The following is a 14,954-nucleotide window of genomic DNA, read 5'->3' as shown; positions in this document are numbered from 1 at the left end:
CTACTGGTTGTCAGCAGCCGAGAAATCCATATCGAGCGAAGAAACGGCCCAGCCGATATGGTTGTCGGAGCGCACGAATTTGACGGTGTACTCCTGCTCGCCGCCCTTGGACAGCGATGCCTTCACCTTGGCGGTCGTCTCGGTCATGGACTGATCCATGCCCTCGACGGACACGGTGGCACCCTGCGGAATCGAGGAGATGATCATCGACTTAGCGTCCTCGGACAGGTTCGAGGCCAGGCAAGACTCGGCCTTTGCGGTGTCACCGTCGCCGGCAGCCTGGAACAGATCGGTAACGACAGACTCCTGAGACGGGAAGCCAAAGCCGCGCGTGTAGGCAAAGCCCAGACCGCCCGCGGCGATCAAAATGAGCAGAAGCAGCACGATGAAGACTTTGAGACCCGTGTGGCGATGGCGACGACGGACCTTGGCCTGCTTACGATCCTGACGGTCCTGCTGGACCATCTCGGACTCGGACAGCGTAAAGAAGCCGGTGTCCGAGGGATCGGGCATAAACTGACCGGTCGCGCCCGTAGGATCGAGAGGATCGACGGCAGGAGCGTCCATCGCGGGCGCCGGAGCCGTGGCCATAGCCGTCTGGGCAGACAGCGCGGCAAGCGAATCGTGCACGCGGGCAAGCTCATCGGCCTGCTCGGAGGTGAGCTGGTAGATGCCATCGGCAGTAGCGGCGTTAAAGGCGTCGAGTGCGTCGGAGGGACGGCCGGCGGCAGAAAGCGCCTGACCCATGCCGGCGTTGAGCGCACGCGTGTCGTCGCGGGGGCCGGCAAAGTCGATAGCCGTGCGGTAGGTCTCCACGGCATCCGCCGGACGGCCGAGCTTAATGAAGCAACGACCGAGCTCGCCGAGCGCGGCGGCAGGAGCCGGATTGGCGCCGTCGATGGCAGCCTGACGGAAGGCGGTTCCCGCGTTGGCATAGTCGCCCGATTGGAACAGCGCATTGCCTAGACCCAGATAGGCCTTGAACGGCGTGGCATAGGAAGCATCCTGCGTAGCAGCAGAGAACGCCTGGGCGGCCGTCGTGTAGTCGCCCACGGCGGCGAGCGCCTTGCCGCGGTTGGTGAGCAGCGCGCCGCGCTTGCCGTAGGTGCCGTCGTTGAGGGCGGCGGCATAGGCCTCGGCGGCCTCGGCATACATGCCCAGGTGCATCAAGGCGTTGCCACGAAGGTGATCGGCCTCGCCCATAATCTCATCGGGAGTCTTTGCCGCCCCAAGCATCTGGGCTGCAGCGGAAAAATCACCCGCGCGGTAAGCGGCGCGGCCCTGTTGGATCAGCTGGCTATTCAAGGAAGTCCCCTTTACTCGTGAACGATCTCGACATGGACGATCTCGTCGCCGGCACGCAGCTGCGAAATCACATCGAGACCCTCGACCGTGGTACCAAAGACGGTGTAACCGGAATCGAGGTTATGCTGGGCACCCAGGCAGAAGTAGAACTGCGAACCCGCGGAATCGGGGTCCATGGAGCGTGCCATGGCAAGGGCGCCATCGACATGGCTGTTGCGCGGATTGGTGGCAAACTCGCCCTTGATGCAGTAGCCGGGGCCACCGGTACCGGGCATGCCGTCGGGGCCCTCAAGACCGGCAGCGACGTCGGCGCCGGACATGTCGCGGGTATTGGGGTCGCCGCCCTGGATAACAAAACCGGGCACATAGCGATGGAACTTAAGGCCATCATAGAAGCCCATCGTGGAAAGCTCGCAGAAGTTCGCGACATGAATGGGAGCGCCCTCGCCGTCAAACTTGACCTTGATGGTACCCTTCGACGTCTCGATTACGGCGCACTCGTCGCCGACAAGTTGATACTCGGGCGTGTAGAGCTCTTTCTTAAAACCAAACATGTGGTTCCTTCCTCGTGCGTTTAAAGCATATTTGTACGAATTGTAGCAATAAGCACGGGCTTACATCAATTGCGCACGTAGGTTATGCCGACTATGGCGAACTAATTTTAGGAACGCTGCTGCGGCTTCCAGGAACCCACATTGGCATCGTACTGGTTCAGCGCGCTGTTGCCGCTCTGCGCGATGGGCGCCAGGATCTCGCTTTGGTGGGAACTCATCGACTCGCCATCGGGAATGGCCAGCGAGATATCCCAGCTCTGGCAGATCACGTCGACGCGCTCATACATCCACTCGGCAAGCTGCTTTAAGTGGGCAATGTCATCCGCATAGACCGTATCGTCCTGTACTTTCAGGTTGTTGAGCTCATCTTGCGTCTTTTTAATCTGGTCGCGCAGGGCGTAGGCACTCTGCGACAGCTCCTGACGGGTGGACAGCGGCGTTCGGAGATAGCCGTTGTTAAAGGAATCGATGACCTCGCCGATCTGGTCCTCGTCAGCGTAGGACACGATGGTCTGATACAGACCGTCGAGCCTGGTATAGAGTTGATCATCGGTGAGCACGGTTTCTTCCTGGACCACCTCGGCAGAATCGCCCTGCTTGGTATCGTCCTCAGTCGCCTCGCCCTTTTGACGCGTGGGGAAGGTGGTTTGTGCAGCTTGGCCAAACTGATCATAGAAGCCAGGCATGACACCCATGGGATCGGTCGTCACGAACCAATAGGCACCACCGCACACGACGGCAAGGACCGCGATGATAATGAGCGGCTTAGGAATATGACGCTTATGCTTGTGATAGGCGTCCTCGTCGGGGTGCAACTTGCGCTTGGGTTTTTGAGCATCGTCATGCAGGGAAACGGACGTGGGAATATCGACCTTGGGGATACCGAAATCCTTATCGAAAGCTGGCAGCACGCAGGTCTCATTGGGGTCGGCGGCGTCCGAAAGCACCGCAGCGGCAGAGGCCGGCGCATGCGGCACCTCGGTATCGATCTGCTCTTGCGTTAGGCGCGGAAAGCCCGCCGTGCGGCCCGCTGCCAGATCGGATGCGGCCGCGTCCTCGGAGAGGATACCCGGAGCCGGGCGTCCGCATTTGGGGCACGTACGATCATGCGGAGAAAGACGGGCACCGCAGCCCTCACAGAACACGAACTCGGTGTGCTCGGGACCATCGCCCGGACCCACATAGGCGTTGCAGTAGGGGCAGAACGAGGCGCCGTCCTCGATAGTCTTAAGGCAATGCGGGCAGATCACGGCATCCTCTTTTCGAAGCAATTCAAACAATCGAGGTTAGAGCATAACATCGCCACGGCCCCACAGGAGCAAGGCACCAATTCAACATCGCCAGGGCGCGTAGTTACTTCTTCTTTTTGCTCGGCATCGAGACTTTGATGCCTTGGGCGGACTTGGTTACGCGAGAGCGCTTGGCTCCGCTACCCTTCTTTTTCTTGGGCTGGGCCTGGGCCACGCCCTCGAGTGCACGGGCCTCGGCCTCGCGGACAGTGCGCGCCTCACGGCGCTGCGCCATATCGGCGGCAACGCGCTTGGCAAAACGCTCCGCCGTCGAACCCGTCGAGCTCACCTTGCCGCCACCGCGACCCAGGCGGACGCGCACACCACGGCCAAAACCAGTTGCGGCATGACGACGACGCGGCTTGAGCGAATCCATCATCGTGGCGAGCTTAAAGAACACCGAGCAGGTAAAGACTACGATGACAGCCAAGATAACCATCTGGCCCATCGACAGGTTGGCAATAGACAGCAGCTTCGGGAATCCGATAACACCCGTCAGGATGCCGGCAACTACAAACACAAAGAGCGCCACACGTAAGGGCGTGAGGGGCTGCGAGATACGCCAGATCAGGCTGACGCTCGCCGCGCACGACGTAAGTAGGCACATCGTAGACAGCGTGAGCTGGTTAAAGCCAAACACGCGCGCCACAAAGATATCGAGCGCCGCGGCCAAAATGACCGCAATCGACGCCGGCAGTGCCCGCTTGAGCACGTTCGTCAGGAACGACCCCTTCACGCGAGCATTGTTGGGCTCCAGGCCCAACACAAAGCCCGGCGCGCCGATGCAGAAGAAGTTGATGAGCGTCATCTGAATCGGCTCGAAAGGGTACGGCGGCAGCGCGATGCACAGCGCCGCCAGGCCCATCGAGAACAGCGTCTTAGTCAGGAACAGCGAAGCCGAACGCTGCAGGTTGTTGATGGAGCGACGGCCCTCGGCCACCACGGCGGGCATCGAGGCAAAGTCGTTGTCGACGAGCACGATCTCGGCCACGTTACGCGCGGCATCGGAGCCGGCCGCCATGGCCACGGAGCAGTCGGCCTCCTTGAGCGCCAGCACGTCGTTGACGCCGTCGCCTGTCATGGCCACGGTGTGCTCGCGGCGCTTGAGCGCCTGCACGAGCTCGCGCTTCTGCTGCGGGGTCACACGACCAAAGACATGGTAGCGGTCCACTGCGGCATCGAGCTTGGCCGGCGTATCGAGCGTCGTGGCGTCCACATAAGCGTCCGCCCCCGGCACGCCCACCACGCGAGCGATCGACGACACCGTACGCGGGTCGTCGCCACTGATCACGTTGAGGGTCACGCCCTGCTCGTTAAAGTAACCGATGGTCTCGGCCGCCGAGGTACGAATCTCGTCGCGGATGGTCACAAAGCCCACGGGCTCGGCCTCGCCCGCCATATCGCCATCGGGCGTAAAGCCGTCCACGCGCGCCACCACGAGCACGCGGCAGGTATCGGCAAGCTCGGCGACACGGTTCTCGACCTGGGCAAACGCACGATCAGAGAGCACAAACTGCGCCGCACCCATCACATAGGAGCCCTGCGCAAACGACGCGCCGCTCCACTTTTTGGAGGACGAGAACGGAATGACCGACAGCGGCTCGGACACCTCGACCGGGCGATCGGCGTAATAGTTGAGCAGCGCCTGGCAGGTCTCGTTGGCATCGGCCGAAGTCGCACGTGCCACGTTAGCCAGCGCAAAATCGAGCACCGTGGTATCGACGGGAACGGCGGCTTCGCCCTCCCCCGCGCCCATGCCAAAGCCCTCGATCGGCAGCGGATACGTGCCCTCGACCTCCATGCGACCCGACGTGATGGTGCCCGTCTTGTCCAGGCACAGCACGTCGACGCGCGCGAGCGTCTCGATGCAGTAGAGCTGCTGCGCCAGCACCTTGCGGCGGGCCAGGCGCACCGTGGCGATGGCGAGCACCGACGAGGTCAGCAGCACCAGGCCTTGCGGGATCATGCCCAGCAGGGCGCCCACCGTGGACAGCAGCGCCGACGAGGGCACGCGGCCGGCCAGCAGCTCGGAGAAGCACCACGAAAGCGCGCTATCGCCCGGGGTTCCCGCGGCATCCCACAGCTCGCTCACACTCGAGGAAAACAACGCCAAACCGAGCGGGATCATGATGATGCTCGCAAACCGCACGATGGCGTTAAGCGCGTTCATGATCTCGGAATTGACCTTTTTGACGTACTTGGCCTCGTTATTAATTTTGGCTACGTAGTTGTCGGCGCCGACATGGATCACGCGGGCGCGCAGCAGGCCCGAGTCGATAAAGCTGCCGCTCATGAGCTCGGAACCTGGCTGTTTCTTAATAAGATCGCTCTCGCCCGTCAGCAGGCTCTCGTTCACGAGCGCCTCGCCCGAAACCACCACGGCGTCAGCGGGGATCTGGTCGCCGCGCCCCAAGCGGATGATGTCATCGAGCACGATCTGGTCCAGGTCGAGCTCCACCTCGGCGCCGTCGCGCACCGCGATGGCCTTCTTGGAGGTCAGCAGTGTGAGCTTATCGACCATCTTCTTGGAACGCATGGATTGAATGACGCCAATAGCAGTATTGAGGAACACCACGAACAGGAACGTCAGATTCTTAAACGAACCGGTCAAAATGACCAGGAACGCCAAGATCACGTTGATCAAATTGAACAGCGTGCAGAGGTTCTCGATGATGAGCTCTTTGACCGACTTGGTCTTGAGCTCCATGTTGCGGTTGATCTTACCGGCGGCGATGCGCTCCTCGACCTCGGCGGTCGAGAGTCCGCGCTCGATATCCGTTGCTGCCATACCACGTCCCATCACGTCGCGTCGGTATAAGAAAAACCGCCCGGACCATGCGAGGTTCGGACGGTCTTACGTTCGATGGTGCCCCATGTTGGATTCGAACCAACGGCCTTCTGCTCCGGAGGCAGACGCTCTAATCCCCTGAGCTAATAGGGCCAACGTTTGGCATTATACCCAAGTGCACCACGGGCTATCAAAATAAAAGAAAAAGCTTTGCAATTCCGAGGAAGACGCGGCACAACGGCTCACTTTAGAAGGCAAAAGCGAATCAGATAGTATAAACTCTCATGCACCATATATACACGGCTCGCGATGCGGGCCGTTTTTGCAAGGGTTATCCATCGAGGTGAGAGGCACACCATGATTGCAATTTTAAAGCAGAGCGCCAGCGACGAGGCCGTCAGCCATATCGTCAGCTGGATTGAGAAAAAGGGCCTGAAGACCGATGTCTCGCGCGGCGAGAACGAGACGATCATCGGCCTGGTGGGCGATACGACCAAGATCGACCCGTTCCTGCTCGAGTCCATGGATGTCGTCGAGCGCGTGCAGCGCGTCTCCGAGCCGTTCAAGCGCGCCAACCGCAAGTTCCACCCCGAGGACTCCGTCATCGACTGCGGCCACGGCGTCAAGATCGGCGGCGATCAGTTCCAGGTCATCGCCGGCCCGTGCTCCGTCGAGGGCGAGAACCTCATCCGCATCGCCCGCCGCGTGAAGGCCGCCGGTGCCACGATGCTGCGCGGCGGTGCCTACAAGCCCCGCACTTCCCCGTACGCCTACCAGGGCATGGGCCCCGCCGGTCTGGACCTGCTGTGCGAGGCGTCCGCCGAGCTCGACATGCCGATCGTCACCGAGATCATGGACCCACGCGACGTGCAGGTCTTCCTGGACAAGAAGATCGACGTCATGCAGATCGGCGCCCGCAACGCCCAGAACTTCCCCCTGCTCAAAGAGGTCGGCAAGACCAAGACTCCGATCTTGCTTAAGCGCGGCATGTCCGGCACGATCGATGAGCTGCTCATGGCCGCCGAGTACATCATGAGCGAGGGCAACGACAACGTCATCCTGTGCGAGCGCGGCATCCGCACCTTCGAGACCCGTACTCGCAACACATTCGACCTCAACGCCGTGCCGGTGCTGCACCACCTGTCGCACCTGCCCGTCGTCGCCGACCCCAGCCACGCCACCGGCTACACCCGCTACGTTGAGCCCATGGCGCTCGCCGCGACCGCTTGCGGCGTCAACGGCCTGGAGATCGAGGTCCACGACGAGCCGAGCCGCGCCTGGTCCGACGGCGCCCAGGCCCTCACCCCTGATCAGTTCGACGACACCATGCGCCGCATCCGAGCCATCCGCGAGGTTGTCTGCCAAGAGACCGTTCAGGAGTAGGCCATGGGTACGGTAAGAAACGCACGCGTTAACCAGGGTGGCCCCAAGTGCGCCGGCATCGTGGGCCTGGGCCTCATCGGCGGCAGCTTTGCCCGCGGCTATGCGCAGGCGGGCGTCCGCGTGCTGGCCTGGGACCCCGATGACGATGTCATGACGGCAGCCAGCATGGGCACCGTTGCCGGCGAGCTCAACGACGAGACGCTCGGCGAGTGCGACATCATCGTCCTGGCTTGCTACCCCGAAGCCTGCATCGAGTGGCTCGAGGCACACGCCCAGGCACTCGCCGACGCCACCGATACCGAGGCCATCATGGGCCCCGTGGTGATCGACACGGTGGGCGTCAAGGGCATCGTGTGCGAGCGCGCCTTTGAGCTTGCCCGCGAGCACGGCTTTTACTTTGTGGGCGCGCACCCCATGGCGGGCACGCAGTACTCGGGCTATGCACACTCCCGCGCCGACCTGTTCCAGGGCGCCCCGCTGGTGCTCATACCGCCCGCGGTGGACGATGCGCTCAAGCTGGAGCTTTTGGGCCAGGTGCGCGAGATGGTGCGCCCCTTGGGCTTTGGCAAGTTCAGCGTGACCAGCGCCGCCGAGCACGACCGCGTCATCGCCTTTACGAGCCAGCTCGCGCATGTCGTCTCAAACGCCTATGTTAAGAGCCCGACCGCTCAGGTTCACCACGGTTTTTCTGCCGGCAGCTACCGCGACCTCACCCGCGTGGCACACCTCAACCCCCAGATGTGGTCCGAGCTCATGATCGACGACGCCGACGCGCTCGCCTTCGAGATCGACCATCTGATCGAATCGCTCGGCGCCTACAGCCGCGCCCTTAAAGACCGCGACCAGCGCTATCTGGAGAATCTCCTTGCCGAGGGCGACCGAATTAAGCGCGCACTCGACGACGAGGCCTCCCACTAGACCACCCATCACGCCAGGTCGAAAGGACCGAAGCTTATGGCGATTACCATCGATATCGACACCGCACGCCCCTACCAGGTGCATGTTGGCACGTTTTTGCTGGAGCAGGCGGGACCGCTCGTGCGCGCCACTGCCGGCGGCACCAAGGCCGTCATCGTTACGGACACCAACGTGGGCCCCCTCTACCAGATGCCCGTTAAGCAGAGCCTGGAAGCGTCAGGCTACGAGGTGAGCATCTGCACCTTCGAGGCCGGCGAGGCCCATAAGCGCGCCGAAACCTATGTTGCCATTTTGGAGTTTGTGGCCGAGCACGAGCTTTCGCGCTCCGACGTGATCGTGGCACTCGGCGGCGGTGTCGTGGGCGACGTGACGGGCTTTGTGGCCGCCACCTACATGCGCGGCTGCAAGTTTGTGCAGATCCCCACGAGCCTGCTCGCCATGGTGGATTCGTCGGTGGGAGGCAAAACCGCCATCGACCTGGCTGCCGGCAAGAACTTGGCCGGCGCCTTTTGGCAGCCGAGTGTGGTCATTGCCGATGTGGGGTGCCTGGCCACCCTCACGCCCGAGCAGTTCGCCGACGGCTGCGGCGAGGTCGTCAAGCACGCCGTGATCGCCGACCCGGAGCTCTTCGCCGAGCTGGAGAAGACCCCGCTCACGCTGGAGCTGCTCAACCGCGACGTGGCCCGCGTAGCGCTCATCATCGCCCGCAATATCGACATCAAGCGCGCCGTGGTCGTCGCCGACGAGCGCGAAACCAACCAGCGCAAGCTCCTCAACTTTGGACACAGCGCCGGACACGCCGTCGAGGCCTGCGAGCACTTTGAGCTCGGACACGGCAACTGTGTGTCGATCGGCATGGGCATCATCACGCGCGCCGCGGCCCTGCACGGCGTTTGCGATGCTGCACTGCCCGGTCGTATTGAGGAACTCTGCGCCCGCCATGGCCTCAAGACCCGCTGCGACCTAGATGCCGATGCCGTCTTTGCCGAGGCGCTCCACGACAAGAAGCGCGCGGGCGACACCATCGACCTGGTGATTCCGCACGGCATTGGCCGCTGCAGCATCGACCGCACGCCGCTTTCCACTTTCCACGAACTCATTGCCGAGGGCCTCGGCCAGAAGGGAGACGCATCCGCATGCTAGCCCGCATCACCCCGTCCCCGCTCAAGGGCACCGTTCCCGCCATCGCGTCCAAGTCGATGGCACATCGCCTGATCATCTGCGCCGCACTTGCCAACGGCGAGACGCACGTCACCTGCAACACCACCTGCGCCGACATCGAGGCTACGGTGCGTTGCCTTACGGCCCTGGGTGCTCGCATCGAGACCGTCGAGGACGGCTTCCAGGTCCACCCCACCATGAAAAGTGTTGAGTTTGGCCTGCTCAAGGCCCTTGCCGGTGGCACGCTTGACTGCGGCGAAAGTGGCTCCACGCTCCGCTTTATGTTGCCCGTCGCCTGCGCTCTGGGGGCAGAGGCCACCTTTGTGGGTCAGGGTCGTCTGGGCGCCCGCCCGCTCTCCCCACTCTCGGACGAGATCATCGCCTCCGGCTGCGACCTACAGGACCTGGGCGGTTTTCCGCTCAAGACGAGTGGACGCATGCGCCCGGGCACCTTTGTACTACCGGGCAACGTGAGCTCGCAGTATATCTCCGGCCTGCTGCTGGCAGCCCCGCTGCTGGCCCAGCCCTCCTGCGTGCAGGTAACCGGCCTCATTGAGAGCCGTCCCTACATCAACCTGACGATCCAGGCCATGAAGGCCTTTGGCGTCGAGGTCAACGTCGAGCGTATTCCGGCCAAGGACGGCCAGCCCGAGGTCACGAACTTCCGCGTGAGCAGCGGCTCGTACCGCACGCCCGGCAGCGTTGCTGTCGAGGGCGACTGGTCCAACGCCGCCTTTTGGCTGTGCGCCGGCGCTATCGGCGCCGACCCCATCACCGTGGAGGGCGTATCCCTGAGCTCCGCGCAGGGCGACCGCAACGTGCTCGCCGCGCTTTCGCGCTTTGGCGCCCGCATCGTGCGCTCCACCAACGCCGCCACCGTGCAGTCCGACAAGCTCGCCGGCTTTGAGATGAGCGCCCACGACATTCCCGACCTGGTGCCCGTCATCTCGGCCGTGGCCTCGCTGGCACAGGGCCGCACCTTTATCCGCGATTGCGCCCGTCTACGCATCAAGGAATCCGACCGTCTGGTCACCACCACCCGCGAGCTCACCGCGCTGGGCGCGCAGGTGCGCATTGCCGGCGATGACCTCATCATCAAGGGTGTCGATGCCTTCACCGGCGGCGTGGTCGATTCGCACAACGACCATCGCATCGCCATGATGGCCGCTATCGCCGCGAGCCGCGCCACCGGCGAGGTCGTGATCCACGGCGCCGAGGCCGTCAACAAGTCCTATCCCGATTTCTTCGACCACTACCGCCTGCTGGGCGGCAAGGTCACACTCGAGGAGGAATAGCATGTCCTCGACCTTTGGCAACGTCTTGCACTTAAGCATCTTCGGCCAGTCGCACTCCCCCGCCATCGGCTGCTCGCTCGATGGCATTCCGGCGGGCATCGCTGTTGACCAGGAGCAGCTGCAGGCCTTCCTCGACCGTCGTGCCCCCGGTCGCGACGAGACCGCAACCAAGCGCCGCGAGGCCGACGCCGCGCACATCATCGCCGGTGTGGTCGATGGACACACCACTGGCGCACCCATCGCAGCAATTATCGAGAACACCAACACGCGCTCCAAGGATTACTCCGAGCTGCGCCGCAAGCCCCGTCCGGGACATGCGGACTTTCCGGCGCGCGTGAAGTACCACAACATGCACGACGTCGCCGGCGGCGGGCATTTCTCCGGCCGCCTAACGGCCCCATTGTGCATCGCCGGCGGCATCGCCCTGCAGGCACTCGAGGCCCGTGGCATCAAGGTCATGGCGCACGTGGCGCAGATTGGCGGCATCTCCGACCTGCCCATGGACGACATGGTCTATCGCGAGGCCGACCGCAAGGCAATCCTTTCGAATGATCTGCCTTGCATCGATGCCGCCGCCGCCGGCCGCATGCGCGAGGAGATCCTAGCCGCGCGCGACGAACTCGACAGCATCGGCGGCATCGTGGAGTGCGGCATTTACGGGCTTCCCGCGGGCATCGGCGACCCCATGTTCGACGGCATCGAGAACCGCATCGCGCAGATCGCGTTTGGCATTCCCGCCGTAAAGGGCGTGGAGTTTGGCATGGGCTTTGCCGTGGCCGCCATGCGCGGCAGCGAGAACAATGATCCGTATCGCATCGATGCCGAGACCGGCGAGATCGAGGTCGAGTCCAACAACGCCGGCGGCATCCTGGGCGGTATTTCGACCGGCGCGCCCGTCATGTGGCGCATGGCCGTAAAGCCGACGCCCTCCATTGGCCGCGAGCAGCAGACGGTGGACATGGACGCTATGGAAAATGCCGAGCTCTCGGTCCACGGCCGCCACGATCCCTGCATCGTCCCCAGAGCTGTCCCCGTAGCCGAGGCAGCCGCCGCCCTTGCCATCTGGGACGCCCTCCTCGAAGACGCAGGCCAGCGCTAACCCGCCCACCCCAGGCAACGATTCACGAAAGGGGCCTCCATGGACCTTGCTGACATTCGCCAGGCCATCGATGGCATCGACACCACGCTCCTCAACAGCTTTGTCGAGCGCATGGACATTGCCACCGAGGTCGCCAAGTCAAAAATCGAGATGGGCAAGGCCGTCTTCGACCCCGCCCGCGAGCGCTCCAAGCTCAACAACCTCGCCAGCCGCGCACCCGAGCGTTACGAGGCGCAGACCATCACCCTGTTCCGTCTCCTCATGAGCATGAGCAAAGCCGAGCAGCAGCGCTACATCAACGAGCTCAAGGGCATCACGGTGTCGCAAAAGGCCCATGCCACGGCCGCAGCCTCCGACACGCCCTTCCCTCAAACGGCCACCGTTGCCTGCCAGGGCGTGGAAGGTGCCTATAGCCAGATAGCCGCGTGCAAGCTCTTCGACGTGCCCGACATCGCGTTTTTCGAGACCTTCGAGGGCGTCATGCGCGCCGTGCGCGACGGCTTCTGCGAGTTTGGCGTGCTGCCCATCGAGAACTCCACCGCCGGTTCGGTCAACGCCGTCTACGACCTGCTCGCCCAGTTCGACTTCCACATCGTGCGCTCGCTTCGCCTCAAAATCGACCACAACCTGCTCGTCAAGCCCGGCACCAAGCTTGCGGACGTGCACGAGGTCTACAGCCACGGCCAGGCCATTGCCCAATGCGCCGGCTTTATCGAGGCGCACGACCTGCACGCCACCAAGTACCCCAACACGGCCATGTCGGCCGAGATGGTCGCCAGCTCCGAACGCGCCGATGTTGCCGCCATCGCATCGCGCAGCTGCGCGGCACTCTACGGCCTGGAGGTACTGGAGCCCAACATCCAGGACTCGGACAACAACTACACGCGCTTTGTCGTCATCAGCCGCGAGCCACGCGTCTACCCCGGCGCCAACCGCACCTCGCTCATGATTACCACGGCCAACGAGCCGGGCGCACTCTATCGCGTACTCGAGCGCTTCTACGCACTCAATATCAACCTCATCAAGCTCGAGAGCCGCCCCATCCCCGGGCACGACTTTGAGTTTATGTTCTACTTTGACCTTGACTGCCCCTTTGGCAGCAAGGCCCTCGACGACCTGCTCGACTCGATCGACGACGTGTGCGAGAGCTTCACCTACTTTGGCAGTTACACGGAGGTGCTCTAGATGACCGATGTCGCCGCAACCCGCCCCTACGGCGTGCTGGGCCGCGTGCTGGGCCACAGCTACACCCCGACCATCTACAAGGAGCTCGCGGGGCTCGAGTACGTACGATTTGAGCGCGAGCCCGAGGACCTCCAGGCTTTTATGACGGGTGACGAATGGGAGGGCACCAACGTGACCATCCCCTACAAGCGCGCCGTCAGGGAATACCTGGACGAGCTGAGTCCACTCGCCGAGCGTATGGGAAACGTCAACACCATCACGCGCCTGCCCGACGGCCGCCTGCGCGGCGACAACACCGACTACTTCGGCTTTCAGTGCCTAGTCGAGGAGCTGGGCGTAGAGGTTGCCGGCAAGAAGGCCCTCGTGCTCGGAGCCACCGGTGGCGCCGGCACCACTGCCAGCATGGTGCTCGGCGACCTGGGCGCCATCGTCGTGCCGGTCGGCCGCACGAGCGAAGTCAACTACGACAACATCGCGCAGCAGTCCGACGCCGCGTTGCTCGTCAACTGCACGCCCGCCGGCATGTTCCCCCACTGTCCCGACGCGCCTTGCACGCTCGAGGGGCTCGATGCGCTCGAGGGCGTCATCGACATTGTCTACAACCCTGCACGCACGGGACTCATGCTCGAGGCCGAGCGCCGCGGCATCCCCTGCATCGGCGGCCTGCTGATGCTCGTGGCCCAAGCGGCACAGGCCGTCGAGCGCTATACCGGCCAGGTCACCCCGCGTGAGCGCATCCAGGACGTAACGGAGCGCTTGTCACGCCGCGAACAGAACATCGCGCTGATCGGCATGCCGGGCTCGGGCAAGACCCGCGTGGGCGAGCAGATCGCCCTGCTCACGGGGCGAGAGCACATCGACCTGGACCGCGCCCTCGAGGAACGCCTGGGCATGCCCTGTGCCGACTATATCGTCGAGCGCGGCGAGCCGGCCTTCCGCGAGCAGGAGACGGCGGCACTGGCCGACATCTCCAAGCGCAGCGGCCTGGTGCTCTCCACCGGCGGCGGCGTGGTCACGCGCGACGAGAACTACCCGCTGCTGCACCAGAACAGCCAGATTGTGATGCTCAACCGCAAGCTCGACGAGCTCGCCCACAAGGGCCGCCCCATCACCGCCCGCGATGGCATCGACAAGCTGGCCGAACAGCGCATGCCGCGCTACCGCGCCTGGGCCGACTACATCATCGACTCACGCGACTGCGCCGCCAACACCGCCCAAGCCCTCCTCGACACCCTCCCATCCGCTCTCTAATCAAAACCACCACAAAGGGGACGGGCACCTTTGTGGTGGTTTTCCAATCGCAAAGGAAGCAACCATGAAAGCACTCGTCATCAACGGCCCTAACCTCAACATGCTTGGCATTCGCGAGCCGGGCATCTATGGCAGCGACAACTACGACCGCTTAGTGCAGATCTGCCAGGAAGCGGGCGCCGCACAGGGCTTCGACGAGGTCGAGGTCTTCCAGTCCAACCACGAGGGCAGCATCGTCGACAAGATCCAGGAGGCCTACGGCAAGGTCGACGGCATCGTCATCAACCCGGCGGCATACACGCATACGAGCGTGGCGATCCTCGACGCCCTCAAGGCCGTCGCCATCCCGGCCGTGGAGGTCCACATTAGTGCCGTCGAAACACGCGAGGACTTCCGCCAGGTGAGCTATGCACGCCTAGCCTGCTTCGCCACCATCACCGGCGAAGGCCTCCAAGGCTACGCCCACGCGTTGGAGCTGCTGAAAGAGCATCTGGAAAAATAAAATGCCAACCCCAACAAACAGCAGCGGCTTGCTCGCGCTCGGCTTCAGCAGCATACAAGATGAAAAAAGCCCAGACCACCAAGCGGTCCGGGCTTAATAAACGATGGTGCTCCATGGCGGATTCGAACCGTCGACCTTGGGATTAGAAGTCCCCTGCTCTATCCAACTGAGCTAATGGAGCAAATAACCACACGCCCAAGCAAGCGCAAGCCTGTCGGGCGCAA

12 protein-coding genes and 2 tRNA genes are annotated in these 14,954 nt (G+C 63.2%); 8 read left to right on the top strand and 6 right to left on the bottom strand.

Features of this window, described 5'->3' with window-relative positions; translation table 11 throughout:
* From ACEG18_RS00605 to ACEG18_RS00585, 5 genes are all read right to left on the bottom strand, one after another.
* Positions 1 to 1,305, bottom strand: a complete 1,305-nt coding sequence (locus ACEG18_RS00605; RefSeq protein WP_233541322.1) for a tetratricopeptide repeat protein — start codon at positions 1,303 to 1,305, stop codon at positions 1 to 3.
* Positions 1,306 to 1,316: 11 nt separating this feature from the next.
* Positions 1,317 to 1,859 (bottom strand): peptidylprolyl isomerase, encoded by a 543-nt coding sequence (locus tag ACEG18_RS00600; protein ID WP_055249980.1) that lies wholly within the window; start codon positions 1,857 to 1,859, stop codon positions 1,317 to 1,319.
* A 107-nt stretch (positions 1,860 to 1,966) separates the two neighbouring features.
* Entirely contained in the window at positions 1,967 to 3,109 is a 1,143-nt protein-coding gene (locus ACEG18_RS00595; protein ID WP_372540876.1) for a zinc ribbon domain-containing protein, read from the bottom strand.
* A gap of 103 nt (positions 3,110 to 3,212) precedes the next feature.
* Complete coding sequence (locus ACEG18_RS00590; protein WP_372540875.1) at positions 3,213 to 5,936, bottom strand: HAD-IC family P-type ATPase; 2,724 nt, start codon at positions 5,934 to 5,936, stop codon at positions 3,213 to 3,215.
* A 76-nt stretch (positions 5,937 to 6,012) separates the two neighbouring features.
* Positions 6,013 to 6,089, bottom strand: a tRNA-Arg gene (locus ACEG18_RS00585).
* Between the two features lie 204 nt (positions 6,090 to 6,293).
* Between ACEG18_RS00585 and aroF the strand changes: the two genes are divergently transcribed.
* The 8 genes from aroF to aroQ all read left to right on the top strand — a co-directional run bounded on the left by aroF (position 6,294) and on the right by aroQ (position 14,730).
* Entirely contained in the window at positions 6,294 to 7,319 is a 1,026-nt protein-coding gene (gene aroF / locus ACEG18_RS00580; RefSeq protein WP_372540874.1) for a 3-deoxy-7-phosphoheptulonate synthase, read from the top strand.
* 3 nt (positions 7,320 to 7,322) lie between these two features.
* Positions 7,323 to 8,237, top strand: a complete 915-nt coding sequence (locus ACEG18_RS00575; protein WP_372540873.1) for a prephenate dehydrogenase — start codon at positions 7,323 to 7,325, stop codon at positions 8,235 to 8,237.
* A 36-nt stretch (positions 8,238 to 8,273) separates the two neighbouring features.
* On the top strand, positions 8,274 to 9,380 hold the full coding sequence (gene aroB, locus ACEG18_RS00570) for a 3-dehydroquinate synthase (RefSeq protein WP_372540872.1): 1,107 nt from the start codon (positions 8,274 to 8,276) through the stop codon (positions 9,378 to 9,380).
* Entirely contained in the window at positions 9,374 to 10,693 is a 1,320-nt protein-coding gene (gene aroA, locus ACEG18_RS00565; protein WP_372540871.1) for a 3-phosphoshikimate 1-carboxyvinyltransferase, read from the top strand. The genes aroB and aroA overlap by 7 nt, the downstream gene beginning before the upstream one ends.
* A 1-nt stretch (position 10,694) precedes the next feature.
* A complete protein-coding gene (gene aroC / locus ACEG18_RS00560; protein ID WP_372540870.1) occupies positions 10,695 to 11,792 on the top strand; it encodes a chorismate synthase in 1,098 nt (365 codons plus the stop codon).
* 39 nt (positions 11,793 to 11,831) lie between these two features.
* The gene (pheA, locus tag ACEG18_RS00555) at positions 11,832 to 12,977 is read left to right on the top strand and encodes a prephenate dehydratase (RefSeq protein WP_372540869.1); all 1,146 of its coding nucleotides are present in this window, start codon (positions 11,832 to 11,834) and stop codon (positions 12,975 to 12,977) included.
* Positions 12,978 to 14,228: a shikimate kinase gene (locus tag ACEG18_RS00550; protein ID WP_372540868.1), complete on the top strand. Its 1,251-nt coding sequence runs from the start codon at positions 12,978 to 12,980 to the stop codon at positions 14,226 to 14,228. It abuts the gene before it with no gap.
* A gap of 64 nt (positions 14,229 to 14,292) precedes the next feature.
* Positions 14,293 to 14,730, top strand: a complete 438-nt coding sequence (aroQ, locus tag ACEG18_RS00545) for a type II 3-dehydroquinate dehydratase (protein ID WP_022094776.1) — start codon at positions 14,293 to 14,295, stop codon at positions 14,728 to 14,730.
* A 104-nt stretch (positions 14,731 to 14,834) separates the two neighbouring features.
* Here the strand turns inward: aroQ and ACEG18_RS00540 are convergent.
* Positions 14,835 to 14,911: transfer RNA gene (locus ACEG18_RS00540), tRNA-Arg, on the bottom strand.
* Positions 14,912 to 14,954 lie beyond the last annotated feature (43 nt).

It is taken from the genome of Collinsella aerofaciens (genome assembly GCF_041537385.1).
In the GTDB taxonomy this organism is placed as follows: domain Bacteria; phylum Actinomycetota; class Coriobacteriia; order Coriobacteriales; family Coriobacteriaceae; genus Collinsella; species Collinsella aerofaciens_BV.
Note: the sequence above shows the minus strand (reverse complement) of the source record. Positions and strands in the feature narration are given on the sequence as shown.